Source organism: Nocardiopsis prasina DSM 43845 (genome assembly GCF_000341265.1).
In the GTDB taxonomy this organism is placed as follows: domain Bacteria; phylum Actinomycetota; class Actinomycetes; order Streptosporangiales; family Streptosporangiaceae; genus Nocardiopsis; species Nocardiopsis prasina.
In genome coordinates this window covers 24643-50020 of record NZ_ANAE01000095.1, presented here as the reverse complement: position 1 = coordinate 50020, position 25378 = coordinate 24643, and the positions used below count along the sequence as shown (strand labels likewise).

The window sequence follows — 25378 nt, the reverse complement described above, 5'->3', positions numbered from 1 at the left end:
GACAAGCATGAGTGGCGAGAACATTTTCACCGGACTCACCGAGGAGCACGACGGCGACGCCCGCTGGGCCTTCGGGACCGGCTTCACCGAGGCGCTCGCGGGCGTGGACACCACCCTGCCCGCCGGGGTCGACGGTGCGGACCTGGCGGTCTACTGCCAGATGCTCGGCGACGACGCGCTCGTCCAGTCGCAGCGCCTGGTCCAGTGGGTGACCGACGCCCCCGAACTGGAGGAGGAGGTGGCCCTGGCCAACATCGCCCTGGACCTGCTCGGCCAGGCCCGGCTCCTGCTGGCCCGCGCCGGACAGGCCGACGGCACCGGCCGTGACGAGGACGCCTTCGCCTACCACCGGGACCCCGCGCAGTTCCGCAACGTGCGCCTCACCGAGGCCCCGCGCGGCGACTTCGCCCACGCCGTCGCCACGCTGCTCGTCCTGTCCTCCTGGCGGCTGGCCCTGTTCACCCGGCTCGCCGACAGTGCCGACCCGGTGGTGGCCGCGATCGCCGCCAAGGGCGTGAACGAGCTGGCCTACCACCGCGAGTACGCCGTGGCCTGGACCCTGCGCCTGGGCGACGGGACTCCCTACTCCCACGAACGCATGGCCGCGGCGATCGCCGACGTGTGGCCGCTCACCGGCGAACTCCTCGCCACCCACCCCCTCGAAGCGGCGCTGGCCGCCCAGGGTGTGGCCGTGGACCCGGCCTCCGTGCGCGACGAGGTCCACGACGTCCTCACTCGGGTGCTGACCGCCGCCACACTGCCCGCGCCCGAAGCCTTCCCCCGACCGGTGGTCGCCGGACGCGACGGCGAGCACTCCGAACACCTCGCCCCGCTGCTGGAGGAGCTCCAGAGCGTGGCCCGGGAGCACCCGGAGGCGACATGGTAACCACCACGGACACCCGGCGGCTCCTCTGGGAGGCGGCCGCCGCGGTCACCGACCCCGAACTGCCCATGCTCACCCTCGCCGACCTCGGCATCCTGCGCGAGGTCACCGTGGAGGAGGACGGCACCGCCGCCGTGTGGATCACGCCCACCTACTCCGGGTGCCCCGCGATGGCGGAGATGCGGGTGGACGTGGACCGCGCCGTTCGCGCCGCCGGGTTCGACCGGGTCGAGGTGCGCACCGCGCTCTCCCCGGCCTGGACCTCCGACTGGATCACCGACGAGGGCCGACGCAAGCTCACCGAGCACGGCATCTCACCCCCCGGCGGGGCGCCCAAGCGGCAGGCGGGGCCCGTTCCCCTCACCCTGATGCCCACCCGCACCGTGCCGCGCTGCCCGCTGTGCGGCGCGGCCGACACCGAGGAACTGTCCCGGTTCGGCGCCACCTCCTGCAAGTCTTTGCACCGCTGCCGGTCCTGCCTCGAACCGTTCGAGCACGTCAAGGAGATCTGACCGTGTCCACACCCGTCACCGAGACCGCCGGGGCCCCGGTGCGCGGCCGCGCCGCGTTCCACCGGCTGCGCGTGGCCGCCGTCGAGCGCCTGTGCGACGACGCCGTCGCGGTCACCTTCGACGTCCCCGACCACCTGGCCGAGGAGTTCGCCTTCGCGCCCGGCCAGTCGCTGACCCTGCGCCGTGAGGTCGACGGCGTGGAGGAGCGGCGCAGCTACTCCATCTGCTCCGCCGTGGGGGAGGCGCCCCGCGTGGGTGTGCGCCTGGTCGCCGGAGGACTGTTCTCCAGCTGGCTGGTCCGGGAGGTCGAGCCGGGCTTCGAGATCGAGGTGGGCGTGCCCACCGGCCGGTTCAGCCCCGACCTCACCCAGGCCGCGCGCCACGTGCTCGTGGCCGCCGGTTCGGGGATCACGCCGGTCCTGTCCATGGCGGCGTCCCTGCTGCGCCGCACGGACTCGCACGTCACCCTCCTGTACGGGAACCGCCGCAGCGACACGGTGATGTTCGCCGACGAGATCGCCGACCTCAAGGACTCGTTCGGGCCCCGCATCGAACTGGTCCACGTGCTCTCCCGCGAGCCCCGCGAGTCCGAGCTGTTCACCGGCCGACTGGACGGCGCGAAGCTGGATGCGCTGCTGTCCACCATCATCGCCGCCGACGCGGTCGACCACTGGTGGCTGTGCGGGCCCTACGGCATGGTCACCGACGCGCAGGAGGTCCTCACCCGACACGGTGTGGACGGGGAGAGGGTCCACCAGGAGCTGTTCTTCGTCGAGGGGGCGGAGCCGCCGCCCCAGGCGCGCCACGAGGAGCCCGAGGTCGAGGGTCCGGCCAGCGAGGTCACCGTCGTTCTGGACGGCCGCACGACCACGCTGACACTGCCCCAGGGTGTTCCCGTGCTGGACTCCGCGCAGCGCTACCGTCCCGACCTGCCGTTCGCCTGCAAGGGCGGGGTGTGCGGGACCTGCCGGGTCAAGGTCTGTGACGGTGAGGTGAAGATGCGCCGCAACTACGCGCTCACCCCCGCCGAGGTCGAGGCCGGGTACGCGCTGGCGTGCCAGTCGCTGCCGCAGACCGACACCGTCACCGTGGACTTCGACTCGTGAGCGGTGCCGCGTCCGAGGGACGCAACGAGACCGCGTGGCGGATGTTCGAAGCCGACCGGGCCTCCAAGGGACTGGGGATGCGGCTGGTCGAGGCCCGCGACGGGTACGCGGTGGTGGAGATGGTCGTGGGGCCCCTGATGCTCAACGGCTACGACATCACCCACGGCGGGTTCGTGTTCGCGCTCGCCGACACCGCCTTCGCCTGCGCGTGCAACCTGGACGGCGGCGACGTCACGGTGGCTTCGGGCGCGGACGTGACCTTCGTGGCCCCCACCAAGGAGGGGGACCTGCTGGTGGCGACCGCCGAGGAGAGGGTTCGGTTCGGGCGCAGTGGCGTCTACGACGTCACGGTCCGTCGGGGTGAGGAAGTCGTCGCGGAGTTCCGGGGTCGCAGCAGGAGCCTGCCGCAGAAGAGTTGATGGTGTGGGGCCGGGGTTTGGGGCTAGGGACTGAGGGTCTCAGGGCCCCGGCCTCTGACATCATGTGGACAAGATGTGCGGCTGTGAAGGTCAAGCGGAGATAACGGCCCGCGTCGTCGCAGGTCATTAAGCGTGAGCCCCGCGCACGCGGGGATGGACCGGTGGAAAGCACCGGGTGGGCGGCCACGATTACGTGAGCCCCGCGCACGCGGGGATGGACCGAACACGTGGACACCGCTCCTGGAGATGCTTCGGTGAGCCCCGCGCACGCGGGGATGGGCCTCTAGGAGCAAGAGGCTGCCACAGCAGGGTGAGTCCTGCGGGCACAGGGGCGCAGACCTCCGTCTGGGGGTCTGCGCCTGAACCCCGGCTCTTCGTGGATGGCTCCAGGGCAGTGACCGTCACGGTCTCCGGTGCGGGATCAGCGCCCGTCGCCGCTGTCGACCGGGACGTCCAGGGCACCGACGGCGCGCTCCGCCTCCCGACGTGCGCACGCCCGGATCAGTTGTGCGTAGGACTCGCCGGTCATGCTCCTGATCGAGGTGACGCCCGAACCGACGTACTGGCGTGCCTGGAGGAGACCCTCCGAGGTGGCTGGGCCCCACCGGCCGTCGACTCCGTCGGGGGCGAGGGTGGAACCGAACCCGGCGGCCACGATCAGTCGCTGAACAGCTTTCACACCTTCGACCGGGGCGCCGGGCAGCAGGCCGTCGCCTTCCTTGAGTCCGAGCAACGAACCTTCTCCTCCTGTGATCGGCCCGGGGGCCTGGGTGAACGTGCCGTCGCGCACCATGGAGTACGCCCGGTCACCGGGGCACGAGGTGGCGATGAAGTCGCGGTGCCCGAGCACGGTGCCCGCGTTGGTGTAGTCGTCCACGAGCCACTGGCGCAGCTCGCGGACCGCGTTGATCTGGGCGTCCGTGATGGTGTCGGTGGGGCCGGTCGCCAACGTCACGCTGTAGTGCGTCCGGTTCCCGCCGGGCTGTGCGGCCTGCTCACGCCGGGGGCCGCGCCCGTCGATGACGTAGCCGTGGGCACAGGCCAGCCAGCTGTAGCCGATGTCCACCCAGCCACGGGAGGGGCCGGTGTGGAATGCGCGGGTGTTGCGCCAGTAGGTGAGACAGGCGGAGTGGTCCTTATCGGCGAGGTTCTGGTTGCTGCTGTCGTAGTGGACGACCAGACCGGACCGGGGATCGGCGGACGCTGCTGGGGACGTTCCCCACCCCAGGTCGAACCGGGATACGTACTTGCTGGGTCGGGCCACGGAGGGCCTCCTCCTGGACATGGCGGACACCGACCGGTCGGCGGTCGGGGCTGTGGTGGCTGCGGGGGCTGGGCTACTCGTGGGGTCCACGGGGCAGGGGTGGGAACCGGTCGTACGCACTCGGTCACCTTGATGGAATGGTGCCCCGCGGGCGCGGTGATGAACCTGTCCCGGTTCTGGTTGTTCCGTTGGCGAAGCACCGCCCCGCAGGTGAGAGTCCGCGCACGCGAGCCCTCACCTGTGGTGCCGTTACTTGGGGAAGACCGGTCTGCGGCTGGACGCGACGGCCAAGACTGCGACGGCGGAGAGCGCGATCATGGCCGTGGGGGAGCGGCGGGGCCGCTGCCGTCGATGAGGAAGGCGTCTGACGGCCGCGCCACCGAAGATGACCAGGTTGAACGCCGTTGTGAGCATGGCGTTCGCGATGTCGGCGCTCTCGCCCGCCGCGTTGCCGATGGCTGTCTGCGCCTGGGTCGCCGACCCTCCGAATGCCCAGCCGCAGAGCATCTGTCGTCGGCCAGCCTCTACGGGGCGTTCGGTTCGAAGAAGGCACTCTTCGAGCGCGCCCTCGCGCACCACGTCGCGGGTCCCGGACGGGTGAGCGAGATCGTCGGCGACCCCACGCTCGGTCCAATCACGGCGTTGACCTGCATGCTGTTCGACACGATCTACATCCAGTCCGACCCCTCGCATCCGCGTGGTTGTCTCGTGGCGAACTCGGCGACGGTCGGGGCGACCGGCGACGATGACGTCGACGCCAGGCGGATCGTCGCGGCCCGTCGGGCGGACGACCGTGCCCGGATCGAGGACTGCCTCCGTCGGGGGATCACGGTCGAAGCGTTGCGCGCGGACCTCGATGCCGGTTCCGCGGCGCTGGTGGTGCACTCGTTCGTCCTCGGGATCTCGACCCAGGTGCTCGACGGGGTCGGCGCCGAGAGCCTGCACGCGAGCGCTCGGACGATCGTCGACGGCACGCGAGCCCACTGAGAGGCTTGCCCGCCGAGGGGTCGAGGAGGGAGGGACAGTGCGCCCACCGCGCTCTCGCTTCTGCGCGTGAGCGCTAACAAGGCGGAGTGAAGGGAGCTCCCGGCAGACCCGTGAACATTGAACCTTTCGGGCGAGTGGGATATGTTAGCGCCAACTCAACCGCACCACAGGGATTCCCGGATCACACAGCCAGCCAAGGAGTCACGGGTGGACCACACCTCCTCATCCACCCGGACGAACCGCGACCCCGCGATGACGGACGTCGCCCGGCTCGCGGGGGTGTCCCACCAGACCGTCTCCCGCGTCCTCAACGGGCACCCCAACGTGCGCGAACAGACCAGGCTGCGAGTGCGAGCCGCCATCGAACAGCTCGGCTACCGGCCCAACCGCGCGGCCCGCACACTGGCGACCGGCAAGTCCCAGCTCATCGGCGTGGTGGCGCAGAACTCCACTCTCTTCGGACCTTCATCGCTGCTGGCCGCCTTCGAGTTGGCTGCCGCAGCCCAGGGCTTCGTGGTGAGCGTGCGCCGGGTCCGGGTCCTGGACCGGGGCTCCATCACCGCCGCGGTGGAACACCACCGCGAACAGCGGGCAGCGGGAATCGTGGTGATAGCCCCCACCGCCGCCGCCGACGCGGCCCTGACCGAGGTCCCGACCGACGTCCCCCTGGTGGCGATCGACGGTGACCCCGAACGCGCCGGGGCCGCATTGGTCACCGTCGACCAGGAGGCCGGGGCCCGGCTGGCCACCCGGCACCTGTTGGACGCGGGGCACGAGACCGTCTGGCACGTCAGAGGCCCCGAGGACTGGTTCGACGCCGCCGGTCGCCAGCGGGGGTGGCGACAAGCCCTGGAGGAGGCGGGCGCGGAGGTTCCGCCGGTCAGTCCGGCCGACTGGAGCGCCGCCTCGGGTTACCGCGCGGGGCTCATGCTCGCCCGGATGCCCGAGGTCACGGCCGTGTTCGCCGCCAACGACCATCTGGCCCTGGGGATCCTGCGGGCCATGTCGGAACGCGGCCGGTCCGTCCCGGGGGACGTCAGCGTGGTGGGGTTCGACGACGTGCCCGAGGCGGGCTACTTCATCCCGCCCCTGACCACCGTGCGCCCCGACTTCGACACCGTGGCCGCCGAAGCACTGAGCCTGTTGCTCTCCGGAATCTCCGGGGAGCAGCAGGCCGAGCGCCGCATCGTCACCCCGACCCTCGTCGAACGTCACAGCGTGGGTGCCCCGGCCGGAGACTAGTCGGGTTCCGTCGCATGCGCAGCAGGTAGGTGTGGCCAGCCGCGTGAGCCTGCCCCACGCTGTCCTGCTCGCTGAACGAAGCTCGCGACTGCGCGGCCTGGCGGGGCCAGGGCCTCTCCGTGGCTTCCGCAGCCGGAGCCACCGCGCTGGCCGCGGTGACCCGGGCCAGCGCCGGGATCGTCCACCGGTACTCCCCGCACCGGTTGACGACGAACGGACGGGGCGAGGACCTGCCCGTCATCGACTACGGAATCCAACAGCAGTCCGTGTACGGAGCGCTCGCGAGCGCCTACGCCACCACCTTCATGGTCGGGGCAGTCTCACCCCGGAAGAACACCGGGGCATGCTCGAACTGCGTCGGTCCCTGCTCGGTGCGGTGGACGCCGAAACGCTCGTGGAGGCGCTCGACCTCCCCCTCGAACAGATCGCGGCCCCGATCACGTTCCCCGCATGCCCGAAGGCTGGCCTCGGGCGGCGGTCGAGGGCGGGGTCCCGGAGCCCCGGGAGGACTCCGGGACCAAGGCCCTGGGCCTGTTCGCGGTGGCACCCAGGCCACTCCGGTGCGGAGCCGACCGTCGGTGAACTTCGCGCACCAGGGAGGGCGGACCGTGATCAGCGCGAAGTCCCGGTAGCGCGGACCCGCGTCCCGGGTGGCCGGGACGGGGCACCCGGGGTGCAGGGGCCGTCAAGCGAGACCGCCCTCGGACGTCCGTGGCCGCGGACCCGCCTCACATCGCGGGTCCGCGGCCACCCGCGCGCTGTCGACTCAGGCCGGGGAGCTCTCCCCGGACACCCGTGCGGGTTCGCCACCGCCAGTGGGGCCGCCGCCACCGGCGCGTGAGCGCATTCCGGGCAGGATCGGCCCCGAACCGCCCACGCGCTTCTTGTTGTAGATGTCGAAGGCCACCGCGAGCAGCAGGACCAGCCCCTTGATGAACTGCTGCCAGTCCACGCCCAGGCCGATCAGCGACATGCCGTTGTTGAGCACGCCCATGAACAGGGCACCGATGACCGCGCCGATCACGCTGCCCACACCACCGGACGCGGAAGCGCCACCGATGAAGGCCGCGGCGATGGCGTCCAGCTCGAACATGGTGCCCGCGCCCGGGGTGGCCGCGTTCAGTCGGCCGGTGAAGATGAGCCCGGCCAGCGCCGAGAGCACACCCATGTTCACGAACACCCAGAACGTGACCCGCTTGGTGCGGATCCCCGACAGCGCGGCGGCCCGCTCACTGCCGCCCACGGCGTACACACGCCGTCCCATGGTGGTGGAGCGCATCACGAACGCGTAGCCGCCGATGAGCGCGATCAGCAGCACACCCACGAGCGGCAGACCGTTGTGCCCGGCCAGCGCGTAGGTGAACGCGACGATGGCAGCGGACACCACCACCGAACTCGCGACCGTCACCGCCGCGGGAGGCACCGGCAGGTCGCGGGCGAGGGACCGGGCCCGCGAACGCCACTGGACCCACACGATGGCCGCCGCCCCGGCCACGCCGAGGGCGAGGGTGGGCAGGTGGAGCCCGTCCGTCTGCCCGGGCAGGAACCCGCTGGCGATCACCCGCAGCGACTGCGGGAGCGGAGCGATGGACTCCCCGCCCAGGGCCGCCAGGGTGGCGCCCCGGAAGATCAGCATCCCCGCCAGGGTGACGATGAACGCGGGAACTCCCACGTAGGCGATCCAGAAGCCCTGCCAGGCGCCGATGGCCGCTCCCAGCAGCAGCGCGATGGGGACCACGACGAGTGTCGGCAGCCCCCACGAGGTGAGCATGATCGCCGACATCGCGCCGGTGAAGGCCACCACCGAACCGACCGACAGGTCGATGTGACCGGTGATGATCACCAGCATCATCCCGATCGCCAGGATCAGGATGTAGGAGTTCTGCATGATCAGGTTGGTGATGTTGAGCGGGGTGAGGAGCAGCCCTCCGGTGAGGACCTGGAACAGGATGATGACGGCCACCAGGGCGATGGCCATGCCGTACTGGCGGGTGTTGCCCCGCAGCAGCCCCCTCAGGGGGGTTCGGGTCGGGTGGTTCACGTCGGGTCCCCGGTTCGGGTCATGAGTCTCATCAGGGTTTCCTGGTCGGCGTCGGCCGCCGCGACCTGGCCGGTGACGCGCCCCTCGCACATGGCGTAGACGCGGTCGCTCATGCCGAGGACCTCCGGCAGCTCGGAGGAGATGAGGAGTACACAGGCGCCCTCGGCCGCCAGTCGGCGCACGATCAGGTAGATCTCGTACTTCGCGCCCACGTCGATGCCACGGGTGGGTTCGTCCAGGATCAGCAGTTCGGGTCGTGTGAACATCCACTTGCCCAGCACGACCTTCTGCTGGTTCCCGCCGCTGAGGGTGCGCACGGTCTGGTCGACTCCGTGGCTGCGCACGCGCATGCGTTCGCTCATGCTCCGGGCCTCCACCGTCTCCAGCCCCGGGTCGAGGACCCCGCGCGTGGAGACCCGGTCCAGGGCGGCCAGGGTGGTGTTGTGCCGGATGTCGTCGTCCAGGACCAACCCCAGCGACTTGCGGTCCTCCGGCACGTAGGCGACCCCCGCGGCGATGGCGTCGGCGACGTCGTTCACGCGCAGCTCGGCGCCGTCACGGAGCAGGCTGCCCCGGACGTAGCGGCCGTAGGAACGCCCGAACAGGCTCATCGCGAACTCGGTGCGTCCCGCCCCCATGAGCCCGGCCAGCCCCACGACCTCGCCGCTTCGGAGGGTCAGGTCCACGCCCTCGACCATCCGCCGTCCCGCCTGGGTGGGGTGGTCCACGGTCCAGTCGCGCACCTCGAAGCGGACCGGCCCGATCTCGCCGTCGGGATCGGGGTAGCGCTGGTCCAGGTCCCGACCGACCATCCCCCGGATGACGCGGTCCTCGTCGATCGAGGGCCTGCCCTGGTCGTCGCGCTCCACGGCCAGGGTCTCCACGGTGCGGCCGTCGCGCAGGATGGTGACCTCGTCGCTGACCCGCATGACCTCACCGAGCTTGTGCGAGATGAGCACGCACGCCACTCCCTGCTCGCGTAGGTCAAGGAGCAGGTCCAGCAACCGGTCGCTCTCGGCCTCGTTGAGCGCCGAGGTCGGCTCGTCCAGGATCAGCAGCCGCACGTCCTTGGCCAGCGCCTTGGCGATCTCCACCATCTGCTGGGCGCCGATGCTCAGCGCGGAGACGGCGGTGGCGGGGTTCTCGTCCAGCCCCACCCGCAGCAGCAGTTCGCGCGCCCGGGCGTGGGTCGCCCCCCAGTCGATGACGCCGAACCGGGTCTCCTCGTGGCCCAGGAGCACGTTCTCACTGAGGGACAGCTGCGGGACGAGGGCGAGTTCCTGGTGGATGATGGCGATCCCGGCCCGCTCGCTGGCCGCGACGTCGGAGAAGGCGCGGGGCTCACCGTCCACCTCCACCAGCCCGGTGAAGGAACCCGCCGGATGCACGCCGCTGAGCACCTTCATCAGGGTGGACTTGCCCGCGCCGTTCTCGCCCATGAGGGCGTGGACGCTTCCGTGGGCCACGTCCAGGGAGACACCGTCCAGGGCCCGGACCCCGGGGAACTCCTTGCGGATGTCGCGCATGCGCAGCAGTGGCCCCGGGGCAGCGGGCACGCGGTTCGGGGTGCTCATTCGAGGTCGGTCTCCTCGTAGTAGCCGCTCTCGACCAGCACCGCGTGGTAGTTGTCCAGGTCCACCGAGACCGGCTCCAACAGGAACGAGGGCACGACCCTGGCGCCGTTGTCGTAGGTGTCGGTGTCGTTGACCGGCACCTCCTCGCCCGCCAGGATCGCCTCGGACATGTCGACGGTCTGTGAGGCCAGCGCGCGCGTGTCCTTGAAGACGGTCTGGGTCTGCTCCCCGGCGATAATGGACCGCACCGAGGACAGGTCGGCGTCCTGCCCGGTGACGATCGGCAGGGGGCGGGACTCGGAGCCGTAACCCACCGCTCGCAGGGACTCGATCACCCCGAGGCTGATGCCGTCGAAGGGCGACAGGACCGCGTCGACGTCCTCCCCGGAGTAGTTGGCGCTGAGCAGGTTGTCCATCCGTGACTGGGCCACGGCACCGTCCCACCGCGGCGTCGCGATCTGTTCCATGGAGGTCTGCCCGCTGCGCACGTCGAGGGTGCCGTCGTCGATGTGCGGTTGGAGCACCGACATCGCCCCCTCGTTGAAGAAGTAGGCGTTGTTGTCGTCGGGGGAGCCGCCGAACAGCTCGATGTTGAACGGGCCGTCCTCGTTCTCCAGGTCCAGCGAGTCGACGATGTACTGACCCTGGAGCACGCCGACCTCGAAGTTGTCGAAGGTGGCGTAGTAGTCCACGTTCTCGCTGCCCATGATCAGCCGGTCGTAGGCGATCACGGGGATGTCGTTGCCGGCGGCGGTGTCGATCACGTCGCCGAGCGCCTCACCGTCGATGGACGCGATGACCAGGACGTCCACCCCCCGCGTGATCATGTTTTCGATCTGGGAGATCTGGTCCTGGACGACGTCCTCGGCGTACTGGAGGTCGGTGCCGTAGCCGCGCTCCTCGAACTCGGCGACCATGTTGGCGCCGTCGTTGACCCACCGCTCGGACGACTGGGTGGGCATGGCGATGCCGATGACGCCGTTCTCGCCCTGGGGGCGGGCGGCGTCGCCGACCCCGTTGCAGGCGGTCAGGGCCAGGCCGACGCTGGCGAGCGCCGCGGCGAGGGGTAGGAGTGGTGGTCGTGACATCGGGGCCTGCTTTCCTGGGGTGTGTCGGAGGGGAGGACCGGCGCGTCGGCGCCCGTCGGCGGCGGTCGGGGTGTCTCAGACCGGGGCGTACTCGATCCCGGCCAGCTCGCACAGGACCTTCCAGTCCCGCGCGATGTGACCGGAGTTCATGACCATGTGGTGGGTGCCGCCCGCACGCAGCCAGGCGTCCATGCACCCCCGGACACCCGACGAGGGGCGGAACTGTCCGTAGGGCATCTCCAGAGCGGGCAGTTCGGGGGAGTCCAGTACCTCGCCCTCGGCCACCACGAGGCGGAAGCGCTCTCCGCCCAGCGAGACCAGGGAGGCCAGGGTCGCGGGACCCGGGCGGTACCGGAACAGGATGGTGGGCGGGTCCGCCAGGCCGCCGATGCCCAGCGGGCGCTTGATCATCCGGGTCGGCTCGTCGTCGCGGGCCAGCCGCCAGTTGCCCTCGCCCATGTGGCTCATCAGGATGGAGTCGCTGGGGAAGTCCATCGCGTACATCTCGGTGAAGTGACCGTCCCCCGCCAGCTGGTGCCCGGCGTAGACGACGGACGCCGCCAGCACGTCGCCCTCTCCGGCGAACCCGTACCCCTGGGCCATCAGGGTGGAGGCGGCCGCCATGGGGAGACGGGTGAAGCGGCCGTCCTCGCCGATGGCGTCGAAGTGGGTGGAGTAGGCACCGCAGCCCGACTCCTCCAGCAGGTGTTCGATGCCCAGCTGCATGCGGGCGTGGTCCTCGCGCTCCTCCCCGGACAGCCGGTCGTCCACGTCGAACACCTTGTCCTCCCAGGCGAGGAGGTCGCTCACGGCACGTTCGGGCAGGTCGGCCATGGTGCGGTGCAGGGCGCCGGGGGCGATCACGTGCACCTCGGGGCCGAGCTTGCGCAGCAGCGCCGTCTCGTCCACACGGGCGTCGCCCATGCCGTTCATCGGGTAGCCGAACACGCCCACGCGCAGCCGCCGCAGCGCGCTGACGGTGTGCGCGGCCCGGGCCCAGCGGTCCACCCGCTCCACGAACTCGGGGCTCTGCCAGTCACCGGTGATGACGTCGAAGTCGATCCCGGCCCGGACCAGTGCGTTGGCGGTGTCCTGCGCCCCGTGGATGCCCTGGTTGTAGGTCATGTCGGCCATGTCCCAGGAGGCGCTGACCGCCGGGTCGGGCTGGGTGTTGGCGAGCGCGACGGGGAGCCGGGTCCCGGTCAGGGCCCGCGTGACGCGGAGGGAGGGGCCGTAGGTGAGCATGACGACGAGGACCCCGTCCAGGTCCTGGCCCTCGAAGTCGCGGATCGCCGCCTCGGCGTCCTCCCGGCCGCGGACCGGTGGGGCGAGGGTCCACTCGGCGGCGTCGGAGAGGCCGTCGGCGAGCCGTTGGGCGTAGGCGGCCTGGTGCTCCGTGATACCGGGGATCATGGCGTCGTAGAGCGGTTGCATGACACCGAGGAGCCCGATCCGGGGGAGGCGGGTGCGCACAGCCGGGTTGTCGCTCGCGGGGGGCGTGGGTGGGGGCACGGGGTTTCCTTACTGGCCGTAGGCGTTCTGGTAGCGGTGGTAGAGGGCGTCGACGGCCTCCTGGGGGAGGCGTTCGACGGGACCGCCCTGGCGGGCGATGTGGACGGTGCGGGCCACGTCCTCGCACATCACGGCGGCCTTGACCGCCGCCTTGGCGGAGGCCCCGACGGTGAACACGCCGTGGCCGCGCATGAGGACGGCCGGGGAGCGGTGTCCCTCCAGGGTCGCGACGATGCCCCTGCCGATGGAGTCGTCTCCGATGAGCGCGAACGGACCGACCGGGATGTCGCCGCCGAACTCGTCCGCCATCGCGGTGACCGCGCAGGGGATGGCTTCGCCCCGGGCGGCCCAGGCGGTGGCGTAGGGGCTGTGGGTGTGCACGACCCCGCCCACGTCGGGGCGGGCACGGTAGACGTGGGCGTGGGCGTCGGTGTCGCTGGAGGGGTTGTGGTCGCCCTCGACCAGGCGCCCGTGCAGGTCGCACACGACGACGTCGCGGGGACGGAGGTCGTCGTAGGAGACCCCGCTGGGCTTGATCACCATCAGGTCCGTGCCGGGGACGCGGGCGGAGATGTTGCCGCTGGTCCAGGTGACCAGGTTCCACCGGGGCAGTTCCGCGTGAAGCTCGCAGACCCGCAGGCGCAGGCGTTCCACCTCCTCGCGGTGGCGGGTGAGCTGGTGGTGCGGGTCCGTTCGGGGTGCGTCGGTGGAGGTCATCGCTCTCCCTCGGGGGCGGGTGCGGTGGAGGTGTCGCTGGAGGCGGCGCCGGTCGTGAAAGCGGCGCCCCGCAGGGCGCGCAGCCGACGGAGGCTGTCGCTGCCGCCCCGGCCGAAGTGGTCATGGAGTTCGGTGTAGATCGCGAACAGCGAGTCGTAGGTGGCGGCGCGCTTCGGGTCGGGGTCCACGGTGTCGGCGCGGACCCGCCCCATCACCTCGGAGGCCGCGTGGACGTCCGGGTGCGCTCCGGCGGCGACCGCGGCGTGGATCGCGGCACCCACCGCGCAGCTGTGTTCGGTGTCCACCACGCGCAGGGGTCTGTTCAGCACGTCGGCGTAGACCTGGAGGACGAAGGGGTTGCGGACCATCCCGCCGCCCACGGTGAAGTCGTGCACCGGGATCCCGGCGCCGGTGAAGGCCTCGACGATGGTGCGGGTGCCGAAGGCGGTGGCCTCGACCAGGGCCCGGTAGACGTCCTCGGGGCGGGTGGCCAGGGTCATGCCCACCAGCACGCCGGACAGGGAGTGGTCGACCAGGACCGAGCGGTTGCCGCTGTGCCAGTCCAGGGCCACCAGTCCGTGTTCGCCCACGGCCGCACGCCCGGCCCTGTCGGAGAGCAGTTCGTGGACGGACACCCCCTTCGAGGCGGCCTCCTCGTGATACGCCGGGGGCACGTGGGTGTCGACGAACCATCCGAAGATGTCGCCCACCCCGCTCTGACCGGCCTCGTAGCCCCACATGCCCGGCGTGATCCCGCCCAGGGCCATGCCGCACATGCCCGGAACCTCGGCCAGGACCTCGGAGTTCATCACGTGACAGGTGCTGGTGCCCATGATGGCGAGCATCCGCCCGGGGCCGGTGGTCCGGGCGGTGGCCGCCGTGACGTGCGCGTCGATGTTGCCGACGGCGACGGGGGTGCCCTCCGGGAGTCCGGTCCAGGCGGCGGCGCGCGCCGTGAGTCCGCCCGCACGTTCGCCCAGCTGGGAGAGCGGGTGTTCGAGGCGCTCACTGACGAAGTCGGTGAAACGCGGGTCCAGAGCGGCCAGGAAGTCCCGGGTGGGCCAGGCGCCGTCCTGGTGGATGCCCTTGTAACCGGCGGAGGCCACGTTACGGGTCTCGTGTCCGCACAGCTCCCAGACGATCCAGTCCGCGCCCTCGATCCAGCGCCCGGTGCGTTCGTACACGTCGGGGTCGTCGCGCAGCACCTGGAGGGCCTTGGCGAACTGCCACTCGGAGGAGATCCTCCCGCCATAGCGGGGGAGCCATGACTCGCCGCGTTCGGCCGCCAGGGCGTTGATCTCGTCGGCCTCGGGCTGGGCCGCGTGGTGGCGCCACAGCTTCGGCCAGGCGTGCGGACGGTCGGCCAGATCGGGGAGTTCGCACAGCGGGGTGCCGTCGGCCGTCACGGGGAGGACGGTGCAGGAGGTGAAGTCGGTGCCGACGCCGATGACCTGGTCGGGTGAGATCCCGGACTCCCGCAGGGCCGCGGGGACGGCTCGCCTCAGGACCTCGCGGTAGTCGTCGGGGTCCTGGAGAGCGCTCTCCGGTTCGAGGGGGTCACCGTGACCGGGCAGGCGGTCGGTGATGACCCCGTGCCGGTAGGCGTGCTCGGCTGTGCCCAGTTCGGCGCCGTCGCTGACCCGCACCACGACGGCTCGGCCGGAGAGGGTTCCGAAGTCGATCCCGACCACCACCGGTTCGGGCGCCGTGCGCGCTCCCTTCCCGGCTTCCGAGTCGGGATTGTGGGCGTTAACATTCTGGGCCAAGGAGGGGTCCCTTCACGGATGCGCATGCTGAATAGTTCCCTCTGGCTCCGGATTCTGGAGGCCCAAGGGGGTCAGTGTGAGCTGGCCAACATTGTTGGCGTTAACAATCCATGAAGTCAACCCCCCGAACCCACTCCGTCGGGTACACAACGAAGCGCCCGCACCCCCCGGGGGGTACGGGCGCTTCGCCAGTGTCGGGTCAGCCGTGGGCCACGGGGGTGGAGACCGGCCCCTCCGCCGAATCGCGGTGCTCCGAGGAGGGTTCGTTGCCGGAGCCCTCGCGGTCGACCAGCCCGGCTGTGACGGCGATACCGAGCCCGACCAGGGCGAGGACCACACCGATCACGGCGGGCGAGACGTATCCGAGCCCCATGCCGATACCGAGACCGCCCAGCCAGGCGCCACCGGCGTTGGCGAGGTTGAACGCCGAGTGGTTGGTGGCGGAGGCGATCGTGGGCGCGGCCTCCGCCTTGCTCATCACCAGGACCTGGAGCGGAGCCGTCACGCCGAAGCCGACGGCGCCCAGGACCACCACGGTGGCGGCGGCGGTCCAGGGGTTGTGCACGGTCAGCGTGAACAGCGCGAGCACGACGGCCAGCGAACCGAGCGAGACGTAGATGGTGGGCCGCAGCCAGCGGTCGGCGATCGGGCCGACCACCAGCGACCCCAGGGTCATGCCCACACCGAACAGTGCCAGGACGATCGGGACCCCGGTGCTGGGCATCCCCGCGAGCTCGGTCATCATCGGCGAGATGTAGCTGTAGACCGCGAACACCCCGGCGAATCCGAAGACCGCCGTGGTCAGCCCCAGGATCACCTGCGGGTGACGCAGGGCGGAGAGCTCGCCGCGCAGGCCGCCCACGCGGGACGCCGGCGTGTGCGGCACGAACCGGGCCACACCGACGATGGTCAGGGCGGACAGGGCGACCACCACGAGGAAGGCCACCCTCCAGCCGAGCAGCTGGCCGAGCAGGGTTCCGGCGGGTACGCCGACGATGTTCGCCACGGTCAGGCCGAGCATCACCCGTGCCACGGCCGTCGCCCGCCGGGCGGGGCCGGCCAGGTGCGCCGCGACCAGCGCGGCCAGGCCCAGGTACGCGCCGTGCGGAAGCCCCGCGAGCACGCGGGAGGCGAACACCGCGCCGTACGAGCTGGTGATCACGGTGGCCAGGTTGCCGACAAGGAACACGCCCATGAACACGAGCAGCATGGTCTTGCGCGGCAGGCGGGTGCCCAGGGCGGTGAGCAGGGGAGCCCCGATCACCACACCGAGCGCGTACGCGGAGATCAGGTATCCGGCGGTGGAGATGGGCACGCCGAGATCGGTGGCGACCTCGGGGAGCAGGCCCATGATCACGAACTCGGTGGTGCCGATGGCGAACGCCCCGAGAGCCAGGGCGAGCAGGGCCAGAGGCATGGCGATGCCCCCTTCCAGACGGTGGACGGCGTGCACACGGGCCGAGGAGGGCCTCGCGGCGTGGATTGGACGGGGCGACGTGGGTCCGGTCGCTCGGTGGGGGTGGGACACGGTCATTTGGCACGTGCTAAATCAACAATGACACCCGTGTCCGAGAAATTCCAATCGTCCGCTACGTGATCTGCCTCGCGCAGCCGGTCCCATCATCGGGTGCTGGGGTGCTGGGGTGCTGGGGTGCTGGGGTGCTTGGGTCGTGGGGTGCTGGGGTGCTGGGGGTGCTGGGGTGCTGGGGAGACACCGGGTGGTGATGCCACAGCCGGGGTGCGAGGGCCCGTGTGGTGAGGTGCTTGCCGGGACGGGGGCGGGGGCGTCTCGGATCCAGCGACGAGTGCGATCCGGGGCCACTGCGATCCGGGGCCACAACGGGATGAGGGGTTGAAGAGCGGTGCGTGATGCTCAGGCTCGTGGGGGAGCGGTGCTCTCCCGCACGGTGAGTGTGGTGGGGAGCAGCACGTGCGTGCTTTCCGTGCGCCCCTCTTCCAGGCGCTCCGCGACCGCGCCGAGGGTGAGCTCGGCGATCCGGTGCACGTCCTGGCGAACCGAGGTCAGCCGCAGGAACGAGAGCCGGGCGGCGCGGCTGTCGTCGTACCCCACCACGGACACCTCCCCGGGCACGGAACGGCCCGCACGCAGCAGGGTCTCCATGAGACCGCGCGCCGACTGGTCGTTGCAGCACACCACGGCCGTGGGCAGGGAGCCCCGGGACAGGAGCGCCGACGCGGCGTGCGCCCCCGCCTCCTCGGTGTAGGCGCCCGGGACCAGGTCCACGCAGTCCTCCAGTCCGTGCGCCCGCATGCCCTCCAGGTAACCGGCTCGGCGTTCCGGCGCACTGGGCAGATCACCGCCGTACACGTGGGCGATCCGCCGGTGTCCGAGGGCGACCAGGTGGTCGACCGCCTGCCGCACACCGGACACGGCGTCGGTACGCACACTGTCGGTCCCGGCGGCGTTGGTGCGCTGCCCGATCTCCACCACCGGCACCCGCTCGGCCACGCGGGCGAGGTCCTCCGGAGCCTGGGCGGACATCCCGATCAGGACCAGCGCCTCACAGCGCAACCCCACGAGTTCGTCGATCGCCTGGCGTTCGGTGCGGTTGGCGAGCATCGCGCTCAGAGCCACGCTGTAGTCGAGCCGGGCCGCCTCCGGGTACAGGGCCTCGACCAGGTCGGCGTCCATCGGATGCTCCATGGTGAACAGCACCCCCACTTGGCGGCTGCGTGCCCGGCGTAGGAGCTGGGCCGCGGTGTCGGCGCGGTAGCCGAGCTCCTCGGCGGCGCGCAGCACACGCTCGCGGGTGGCCGCGCTGGGGCCGGGCCGGTCGCCCAGGACGAGGGAGACGAGCTGCCGGGAGACACCCAGGTGCGCGGCGACGTCGGCCATCGTCGGACGCCCGCCAGCCGTTCCACCATTCGCCATCGCGATCCCCTCCCACGCAGGCGCATCGTACCGTTCCCAGCGGTGGTGGGTTCGCGAACCATGCGCCACGCGGGCGCACAGGAGCGGCCGATCGAAGGTCCCCTGGCTCCCCGCCACTGACGCCGTCCCCGCCACGCACGGGCTCTCACCCGGAGCCGGGTGGCCTGACAGCCCTCGGCCCGTATCGGGCGGTGGTCCACGTGGCGGGCCTCCGTTCCGGCACCCTCGGCCCCTGCTCGCCGGTGGCCGGACTCGGCCGATTCCTGGTGGAGGGCGGTTCAGGCACAGAAAAAGGGGGGCGCGCCCTGAGGCGCGCCCCCCTGAAGCCTGGCCGGGTCCCACGTCCCCCAACGTGGAACCCGACCGCGCGGCCTACGCACTAGGTGCGGTCTGGCCGCTGGGAAGGCGGTTGTAGCGATGGTTTCGTGTCAGAAACCCCCATTGCCGACACGAACGCGTACAACCGCGCATGGTCTTGAGGTGATCTCGGAAGCTTCGCACAGACTCTGTGGGTGAGTTGGGGTCGGGGCTGGTCTGGGGTGCTTCACCTGTGAGAACGCTTCTCTGAGGATAGGTGTTCCCGGTGAGTGCTCCGATTTTCGTTCGGCCCGGTAAAAAGCGTGTGCGGACTCGGGCACGGGAGTCCTAAGCGCCCGCCGAACCGGGTCCGTGAGGAGGCGACCAGGTCCGGGACGACGACCCTGTGGTGCCCCGCCGGCCCGGGGAACTCGCCCTGGACGGGGATCCCGGCTGACGGGAGTGGCCGCCGCGCCTGCTCGGGCAGCCCGTCTTCGCCCCCCCCGGTCCTGAGCGAGGACCGCGCGACACGGAGCGCCTCGGAGTGGAACCCGCCACGCGATAGTGAGGGACACGTCACCCGTTTCCGTGTGGAAGCCGTGTTCGCCTCACGCTACCGGCGTTCGGCAGGTGGGAGGCGAGGCGGTCCTGGAGCTGTGGGGTCAGTCGAGGTGCGGGCCGAGTTGAACGGGCACATCGTCGGCGGGATCGGGTGGGTGCGGTCCTTCCTGCATGCGGGGTGGGGCCAGTGAGGAGGGCGGGCGTCGCGACCCCGGCCTTTCGTGCTCCCACCAGTGTTGGTTTCCCCCGATCCGGTGCACTTCGGGGCATAGTGGCTCCTCGGTAGGCGTTCCTGGTGACGCGGGCCGTGCGTGCGCGCGGTGTGCGGGCGGGAATACCTGGCTTCCGGGTGGGGTTCCGCATGATAGTTTCATCGAAAGCATTTTCCTAGGAAGCTATTCGGATCGGGGAACGGCCATGCAGTTCGGAATCTTCTCGGTCAGCGACGTGACGACCGACCCCACCACGGGGCGTACGCCGACCGAGGGCGAGCGGATCAACGCGATGGTGCGGATCGCCCTGAAGGCCGAGGAGGTGGGCCTGGACGTCTTCGCCACCGGTGAGCACCACAACCCGCCGTTCGTGGCCTCCTCGCCCACGACCATGCTCGGCTACGTCGCGGCGAAGACCGAGAAGATCATCCTGTCCACCTCCACCACCCTCATCACCACCAACGACCCGGTCAAGATCGCGGAGGACTTCGCGATGCTCCAGCACCTGGCCGAGGGCCGTGTGGACCTGATGATGGGCCGGGGCAACACCGGACCGGTCTACCCCTGGTTCGGACAGGACATCCGCCAGGGCATCCCGCTGGCGCTGGAGAACTACAACCTCCTGCACCGCCTCTGGCGCGAGGACGTCGTCAACTGGGAGGGCAAGTTCCGCACGCCGCTCCAGGGCTTCACCTCCACGCCGCGCCCGCTGGACGACGTGCCGCCGTTCGTCTGGCACGGCTCCATCCGCAGCCCGGAGATCGCGGAACAGGCCGCCTACTACGGTGACGGCTTCTTCCACAACAACATCTTCTGGCCCGCCACCCACACCAAGAAGCTCATCTCGCTGTACCGCCGCCGCTTCGAGCACTACGGCCACGGCAGGGCCGAGCAGGCCATCGTCGGGCTCGGCGGCCAGGTGTTCATGCGCAAGAACTCCCAGGACGCGGTGAAGGAGTTCCGCCCCTACTTCGACAACGCGCCGGTCTACGGCGGCGGCCCCTCCCTAGAGGAGTTCACCCGCGAGACGCCGCTCACCGTCGGCAGCCCGCAGGAGGTCATCGACCGTACCCTGGGATTCAGGGAGTCGTTCGGTGACTACCAGCGCCAGCTCTTCCTGATGGACCACGCGGGACTGCCGCTCAAGACCGTCCTGGAGCAGTTGGACCTCCTCGGCGAGGAGGTCGTGCCGGTGCTGCGCAGGGAGTTCGCCGCCAAGAAGCCCGCCCACGTGCCCGACGCCCCGAACCACGCCTCGCTCCTGGCCGCGAAGGAGCGCGCCACCACGAACACGGAGGTCCAGGAATGACCCGCAAGCTCGTCACCGTCACGGCCGGGCTCAGCAACCCCTCCTCGACCCGTCTGCTCGCCGACCGGCTGACCGCCGCCGCCGAGGAGGCCCTCACCGAACGCGACGAGAAGGTCGAGGTCCGGGTGGTCGAACTCCGCGACCTGGCCCACGACATCATGAACGCCATGACCACGCGCGTCCCCACGGGCGACCTGCCCGGGGTGCTGGCGGACGTGGCCGAGGCCGACGGGATCATCGCGGTGACCCCGGTGTTCAACGCCTCCTACAGCGGCCTGTTCAAGTCCTTCTTCGACGTCGTCGACACCGAGGCGTTGGACGGCAAGCCGGTCGTGGTGGCCGCTACCGGGGGCAGCCCGCGCCACTCGTTGGTGTTGGAGCACGCCCTGCGCCCGATGTTCACCTACACCCGTTCGGTGGTGGTGCCCACGGGCGTCTACGCCGCATCCGAGGACTGGGGCGCGGGTGAGAGCGGCGGTCGGGAACTGTCCGAGCGCATCGCGAGGGCGGCCCGGCAGCTGGCCCTGCTCGTCACCGACGCCGCGCCCACGGCGACCGACCCCTACGAGGAGCCCACGCCCTTCGCTGACCTGATGTCCGGGCTGGGGCGCTGAAGGCGGCCCCACACCGTGGCCTCCGGGCCCCGTGCCCTGCACTGCGCACCCCGCGTTGTGCAGGGCACAACTTTGTCCCCGTGCCCTTCTGCCTGGTCCGAGGGCGTCCCTAGAGTCATCCCACCAATGGTCGGCTACCGCTTTCCCTACCTCCGACCTGGGGAGTTTCGATGCGACTCACTACCCCCGCGCGCCTGTGCGCGCTCCTCGGACTCGCGGCCCTGACCACCGCCTGCGCTCCCTTGCAGACCACCGGGGCCGCCTCCGGCGTGGACGAGCCGGACGGCACCCTGCGCGTCTGGCTGTTCTCCGAGGTCGACCAGGCCCCCAAGGAACGGGTCGTCGACGCGGCCGTCGCGGAGTTCGAGGCCGCGCACGACGGAGTCGACGTCCAGGTCCAGTACATCCCCGTGGAGACCCGGGCCGAGCGCTTCCAGGGCGCCTTCCTCGACCCCGCCTCCGCCCCCGACGTCGCCGAGTACGGCAACACGGACCTGGCCGGGTACGTGGAGTCGGCCGGGTTCGTGGACCTCACCGAGGACCTCGCCGACTGGGCGCCGCACGAGGACATCGCCGACGACGTCGCGGCCACCGCGCGGGTGGACGGCTCCTCCTACGGCGTTCCCTGGTTCCTCGGGGCCCGCGCCCTCTTCTACCGCACCGACGTGCTGGAGGAGCTGGACCTGGAGGTGCCGCAGACCCTGGAGGAGGTCGTGGAGACCGGCCGCGCCGCGCGTGAACACCACCCCGGCATGCTCGGGGTCTCCGCGGGCGGCGCCTACACCTACGCCATGATGCCGTTCGTCTGGGCGCACGGCGGCGACATCGCCGAACCCCGGGGTGACAGCTACTCCGCCACCATCGACTCCGCCGAGTCCCGGCGGGGACTGGAGCTGTACGGGCGGATCCTCTCCGAGGACGTCTGCCCGCCCCAGACCTGCTCACAGATGACCGGTGACGCCTCCGTGCAGAACTTCCTCGCGGGGAACGCGGCCATGACCATCGGCGGCAACTTCAACCTCAACGCTCTGCGCGACAGCGAGGTCGCCGAGGACGCCGCCGTCATCCCCCTGCCCGGAACCGAACCCGGCACCGTCGCGCCCGCCTTCGCCGGGGGCAACAACCTCGGTGTCCTGGCCGGGACCGAGCGCCGCACCCTCGCCGTGGAGTTCGTCAAACTCCTGGCGGGCAAGGAGTACCAGCTGAAGATGTACGAGGCCATGGGCAACCTGCCCGCCTACACCGACGTGCGCGAGGAACTGGCCGCCTCCGACGAGGAGATCACCCCGTTCGTCGAAACCATCGACGCCGGGACCCGGTTCGTTCCGGTCACCGGAGCCTGGGCGACGGTGGACGCCGAGGGCATCCTGCCCGCCATGGTGCAGCGGGTCGCCGCCGGGAACACCACCGTGGACCAGGCCGCCGACGAGGCCGCCCGCGCCCTCGATGACGCCTTCGGGGGAGAGTGACGCCCGTGGACGCCCGACCCCCGACCCCCGCCCCCCCGACCCCCGCCCCCACGACCTCCCCGCCACGGCGCCCCACCGGTCGACCCCCGGGCTCCCGGAGCCGCCGGATCGAACCCTGGATGTACCTGGTACCGGCCGCGCTGGTACTGGGCGTCATGCTGGTCTACCCGCTCTACCAGCTGGTCCTGGTGTCGTTCTTCGACTACCGCCAGCCCCAGGTCACCGGCGCCGAACCCCTGGAGTTCGTCGGCTGGGCCAACTACCGGACGCTGCTCTCGGACCCCCAGTTCTGGGAGGTCCTGCTCAACACGGTCGGTTTCGCCGCTGCCTGTGTGCTCGGCACCCTCGCCGTGGGCGGTTCCCTCGCCGTGCTGGCCACCCGCCTGACCCCCTGGGTGCGCACCGTGCTCTTCCTCGCCGCGCTGGGCGCCTGGGCCACCCCCGCCGTCACCGGCAGCGCCGTGTGGCTGCACCTGTTCGACCCCACCCTGGGTCCGGTGAACCAGGCGCTGACCTGGCTGGGGTTCGGTGACTTCTCCGGGCACTCCTGGACCTACGACAAGTGGTCCGCCTTCGCGCTGGTCGGCGCCCAGGTGGTCTGGTGCTCGTTCCCGTTCGTCATGGTCACGCTCTACGCCGGGATCAGGGCCATCCCCGAGGAGGTGGTGGAGGCCGCCCGGCTGGACGGCGCCTCCACGTCCCGGATCGCGTGGTCGGTGATGCTGCCGATGCTGCGCCCGGCCGTCACCATCGTCACCATCCAGTCCATCATCTGGGACTTCAAGATCTTCACGCAGATCTACATCATGACCGGTGGCGGCGGGATCGCCGGGCAGAACCTGGTCCTCAACGTGTACGCGTACCAGAAGGCGTTCGCCTCCGGGCAGTACGGCCTGGGATCGGCGATCGGCGTGATCACCACCCTGCTCCTGCTGCTGATCACCCTCGTGTACCTGCGCGCCCTGCGCCGCCAAGGGGAGGTACTGTGACGCTCCGCAGACTCAGGAACGACGTCGCCGGGCTGCTGGTGGCGCTGGTCGTCGCCCTGCCGCTGTACTGGATGCTGCTCTCGGCGCTCAAGCCCCGGGCGGCCCTGGAGGCCGGGGACCCCGCCCCCTACACGCTCGAACCCACCCTGGAGTCGTTCCGCAGGGTCCTGCTGATCGACGGGTTCGGTCAGTACCTGCTGAACAGCGTGCTGGTGGCGGTCGTGGTCGTGACCGTCTCCACCCTGTGCGCCTTCCTGGCGGCGGTGGCACTCACCCGTTACCGCTTCCGGCTGCGCACCACCCTGCTCATCATGGTGCTGACCGCGCAGATGGTGCCGGTGGAGGCGCTGACCATCCCGCTGTTCTTCCTCATGCGCACCCTGGGGTACAGCATTCCCGGGATCGGGCTGAACCAGCTGGGTTCGCTCATGCTCGTGCACACGGCGTTCGCCATCCCGCTGGCCGTGTGGATGCTGCGCAGCTTCGTGGCGGCGGTGCCGAAGGAGCTGGAGGAGGCGGCCTGGCTGGACGGCGCGGGCAGCCTGACCTTCGTCACCCGGGTGCTGTTCCCCCTGGTCGCCCCCGGCGTGGTGGCGTGCAGTATCTTCTCGTTCATCATGACCTGGAACGACTTCCTGTTCGCCCGCACCTTCATCATCTCCGCCCAGGAGAACCAGACCCTGCCCATCGCCCTGCTGTCCCTGTTCAAGCCGGACGAGAACGACTGGGGCGGGATCATGGCGGGCTCGGTCCTGATGACCCTCCCCGTCCTGGTGTTCTTCCTGTTCGTGCAGCACCGGCTGGCCAACGGACTGGGCGGGGCGGTCAAGGGGTGAGTCCGGAGTCCGAACCCCGCCGCAACGCCTCGGCGTCGCTGCGCCGCGCTCTGGCGGTGGTGGAGCAGGTCCGCTCCACCCCGCCCGAGCGCGGCGGCACCACCCTGACCGAGCTCGCCGAGGGTCTGGGCGTGAACAAGAGCACCGTGCTGCGGTTGTCCGTCCCGCTGGTGGAGTACGGCCTGCTCACCCGGGACGCGCGCACGGGTCGGTTCCGCGTGGGCACGGCCGCGCTGCTGCTGTGGCAGTCCTATCTGGACCACATGGATCTGCGCTCGGTCGCGTCGGAGCACCTGCGCGGCCTGATGCGCCACACCGGCCACACCTGTCACCTGGTCTTGCTTGACGGGCACGACGTCGTCTACGTGGACAAGGTCGAGAACGCCTCGACGGTGCGGATGGCCTCGCGGATCGGCGCCCGGATGCCCGCCTACCGCACGGCGGTGGGGCGGGCGATCCTGGCGTTCAGCCCGGACGACCTGGTGGCCGACGTGGTGGCGCGGGGTCTGCCCGCCGTCACCACGCGAACGGTCACCGACCCCCGGGTCCTGGCCGAGGAGCTGCGGAGGGTGCGGGAGCGGGGGTACGCGATCGACGACCGCGAGAACGAACCCGAGGTGCGGTGCGTGGCCGCTCCGGTCTTCGACCACAACCGCGACCCCGTGGCGGCGATCAGTGTGTCCTCGCTGGTCAGCCAGTTGCCCGTGGCGCGGGTGCGCAGGCTCGGCCCGGAGGTCGCCGCCGTGGCGGCACGGGTGTCCGCGCAGCTGGGCGGGCGTCCCGCGGACGCCCCGGGCGCAGGCCACGGGGCGTCGTAGGCCGACAGGGACCCGGACCATTCCCGGGTGATCGGGTAGACCAGCGGCTTCCGCGATCGGGCCAAAGCTCCGCAGAGTTTTCTGTCCGTCACCCATTGCAGCGAGTTTTCAATGGTGTTAACTTTCCGGAAAGCGAAGCATGGGAGCGCTCCCGAATCCGGGTGGCGGCCCGCGCTCGCAGTCCGGACCGCACCACGACCGACAGGTGCACGACCCGGCGGCGGGAGTTCCCACCCGGCCGAGTCCGCGCACCGCGTCGCCCCTCCCGG

General features: G+C 70.9%; 21 protein-coding genes. 12 read left to right on the top strand and 9 right to left on the bottom strand.

Annotated elements, in window-relative coordinates; genetic code table 11:
- Positions 1-7 precede the first annotated feature (7 nt).
- From paaC to paaI, 4 genes are read left to right on the top strand one after another with little or no spacing between them, the layout of a single operon-like run.
- Positions 8-886: a 1,2-phenylacetyl-CoA epoxidase subunit PaaC gene (paaC, locus tag D452_RS0107805; RefSeq protein ID WP_017543596.1), complete on the top strand. Its 879-nt coding sequence runs from the start codon at positions 8-10 to the stop codon at positions 884-886.
- Positions 880-1395, top strand: coding sequence for a 1,2-phenylacetyl-CoA epoxidase subunit PaaD (paaD, locus tag D452_RS0107800; RefSeq protein WP_017543595.1), 516 nt, complete (start codon positions 880-882; stop codon positions 1393-1395). Before paaC ends, paaD begins: the two co-directional genes overlap by 7 nt.
- 2 nt (positions 1396-1397) lie before the next feature.
- Positions 1398-2501, top strand: coding sequence for a 1,2-phenylacetyl-CoA epoxidase subunit PaaE (gene paaE / locus D452_RS0107795; protein WP_017543594.1), 1104 nt, complete (start codon positions 1398-1400; stop codon positions 2499-2501).
- Positions 2502-2542: 41 nt separating this feature from the next.
- Positions 2543-2920, top strand: a complete 378-nt coding sequence (gene paaI / locus D452_RS0107790) for a hydroxyphenylacetyl-CoA thioesterase PaaI (RefSeq protein ID WP_040693354.1) — start codon at positions 2543-2545, stop codon at positions 2918-2920.
- 421 nt (positions 2921-3341) lie between these two features.
- Here the strand turns inward: paaI and D452_RS27905 are convergent, their stop codons facing one another.
- Positions 3342-4184: a peptidoglycan recognition protein family protein gene (locus D452_RS27905; protein ID WP_017543592.1), complete on the bottom strand. Its 843-nt coding sequence runs from the start codon at positions 4182-4184 to the stop codon at positions 3342-3344.
- Between the two features lie 351 nt (positions 4185-4535).
- Here D452_RS27905 and D452_RS30670 point away from each other — a divergent pair, with 351 nt between their 5' ends.
- The gene (locus D452_RS30670; RefSeq protein ID WP_160167872.1) at positions 4536-5171 is read left to right on the top strand and encodes a TetR/AcrR family transcriptional regulator; all 636 of its coding nucleotides are present in this window, start codon (positions 4536-4538) and stop codon (positions 5169-5171) included.
- A gap of 207 nt (positions 5172-5378) precedes the next feature.
- A complete protein-coding gene (locus D452_RS0107770; RefSeq protein ID WP_017543589.1) occupies positions 5379-6413 on the top strand; it encodes a LacI family DNA-binding transcriptional regulator in 1035 nt (344 codons plus the stop codon).
- A gap of 766 nt (positions 6414-7179) precedes the next feature.
- On the opposite strand, the gene mmsB is transcribed toward D452_RS0107770, so the two are convergent.
- The 8 genes from mmsB to D452_RS0107730 all read right to left on the bottom strand — a co-directional run bounded on the left by mmsB (position 7180) and on the right by D452_RS0107730 (position 17968).
- The gene (gene mmsB / locus D452_RS27890; protein ID WP_017543588.1) at positions 7180-8454 is read right to left on the bottom strand and encodes a multiple monosaccharide ABC transporter permease; all 1275 of its coding nucleotides are present in this window, start codon (positions 8452-8454) and stop codon (positions 7180-7182) included.
- Positions 8451-10028, bottom strand: coding sequence for a sugar ABC transporter ATP-binding protein (locus D452_RS0107760; RefSeq protein ID WP_017543587.1), 1578 nt, complete (start codon positions 10026-10028; stop codon positions 8451-8453). The genes mmsB and D452_RS0107760 overlap by 4 nt, the downstream gene beginning before the upstream one ends.
- On the bottom strand, positions 10025-11116 hold the full coding sequence (gene chvE / locus D452_RS0107755) for a multiple monosaccharide ABC transporter substrate-binding protein (RefSeq protein ID WP_017543586.1): 1092 nt from the start codon (positions 11114-11116) through the stop codon (positions 10025-10027). Before chvE ends, D452_RS0107760 begins: the two co-directional genes overlap by 4 nt.
- A 75-nt stretch (positions 11117-11191) precedes the next feature.
- Entirely contained in the window at positions 11192-12628 is a 1437-nt protein-coding gene (locus D452_RS0107750) for an L-fucose/L-arabinose isomerase family protein (protein WP_017543585.1), read from the bottom strand.
- A gap of 9 nt (positions 12629-12637) precedes the next feature.
- Entirely contained in the window at positions 12638-13345 is a 708-nt protein-coding gene (locus D452_RS0107745) for an L-ribulose-5-phosphate 4-epimerase (RefSeq protein ID WP_017543584.1), read from the bottom strand.
- On the bottom strand, positions 13342-15039 hold the full coding sequence (gene araB / locus D452_RS27885) for a ribulokinase (protein ID WP_017543583.1): 1698 nt from the start codon (positions 15037-15039) through the stop codon (positions 13342-13344). The genes D452_RS0107745 and araB overlap by 4 nt, the downstream gene beginning before the upstream one ends.
- 271 nt (positions 15040-15310) lie before the next feature.
- A complete protein-coding gene (locus tag D452_RS0107735) occupies positions 15311-16528 on the bottom strand; it encodes an MFS transporter (RefSeq protein ID WP_017543582.1) in 1218 nt (405 codons plus the stop codon).
- Positions 16529-16984: 456 nt separating this feature from the next.
- Complete coding sequence (locus D452_RS0107730) at positions 16985-17968, bottom strand: LacI family DNA-binding transcriptional regulator (protein ID WP_017543581.1); 984 nt, start codon at positions 17966-17968, stop codon at positions 16985-16987.
- A gap of 1311 nt (positions 17969-19279) precedes the next feature.
- On the opposite strand from D452_RS0107730, the gene D452_RS0107720 reads away from it, so the two are divergent.
- The 6 genes from D452_RS0107720 (at position 19280) to D452_RS0107695 (ending at position 25109) form a co-directional block, all read left to right on the top strand.
- Entirely contained in the window at positions 19280-20383 is a 1104-nt protein-coding gene (locus tag D452_RS0107720) for an LLM class flavin-dependent oxidoreductase (protein ID WP_017543579.1), read from the top strand.
- Positions 20380-20997, top strand: a complete 618-nt coding sequence (locus D452_RS0107715; RefSeq protein WP_017543578.1) for an FMN reductase — start codon at positions 20380-20382, stop codon at positions 20995-20997. Before D452_RS0107720 ends, D452_RS0107715 begins: the two co-directional genes overlap by 4 nt.
- Before the next feature lie 170 nt (positions 20998-21167).
- Positions 21168-22466: an extracellular solute-binding protein gene (locus tag D452_RS0107710; RefSeq protein WP_017543577.1), complete on the top strand. Its 1299-nt coding sequence runs from the start codon at positions 21168-21170 to the stop codon at positions 22464-22466.
- Positions 22467-22585: 119 nt separating this feature from the next.
- Positions 22586-23455 (top strand): carbohydrate ABC transporter permease, encoded by an 870-nt coding sequence (locus tag D452_RS0107705; protein ID WP_017543576.1) that lies wholly within the window; start codon positions 22586-22588, stop codon positions 23453-23455.
- Complete coding sequence (locus tag D452_RS0107700) at positions 23452-24291, top strand: carbohydrate ABC transporter permease (protein ID WP_017543575.1); 840 nt, start codon at positions 23452-23454, stop codon at positions 24289-24291. Before D452_RS0107705 ends, D452_RS0107700 begins: the two co-directional genes overlap by 4 nt.
- Positions 24288-25109 (top strand): IclR family transcriptional regulator, encoded by an 822-nt coding sequence (locus D452_RS0107695; protein WP_017543574.1) that lies wholly within the window; start codon positions 24288-24290, stop codon positions 25107-25109. The genes D452_RS0107700 and D452_RS0107695 overlap by 4 nt, the downstream gene beginning before the upstream one ends.
- Positions 25110-25378 lie beyond the last annotated feature (269 nt).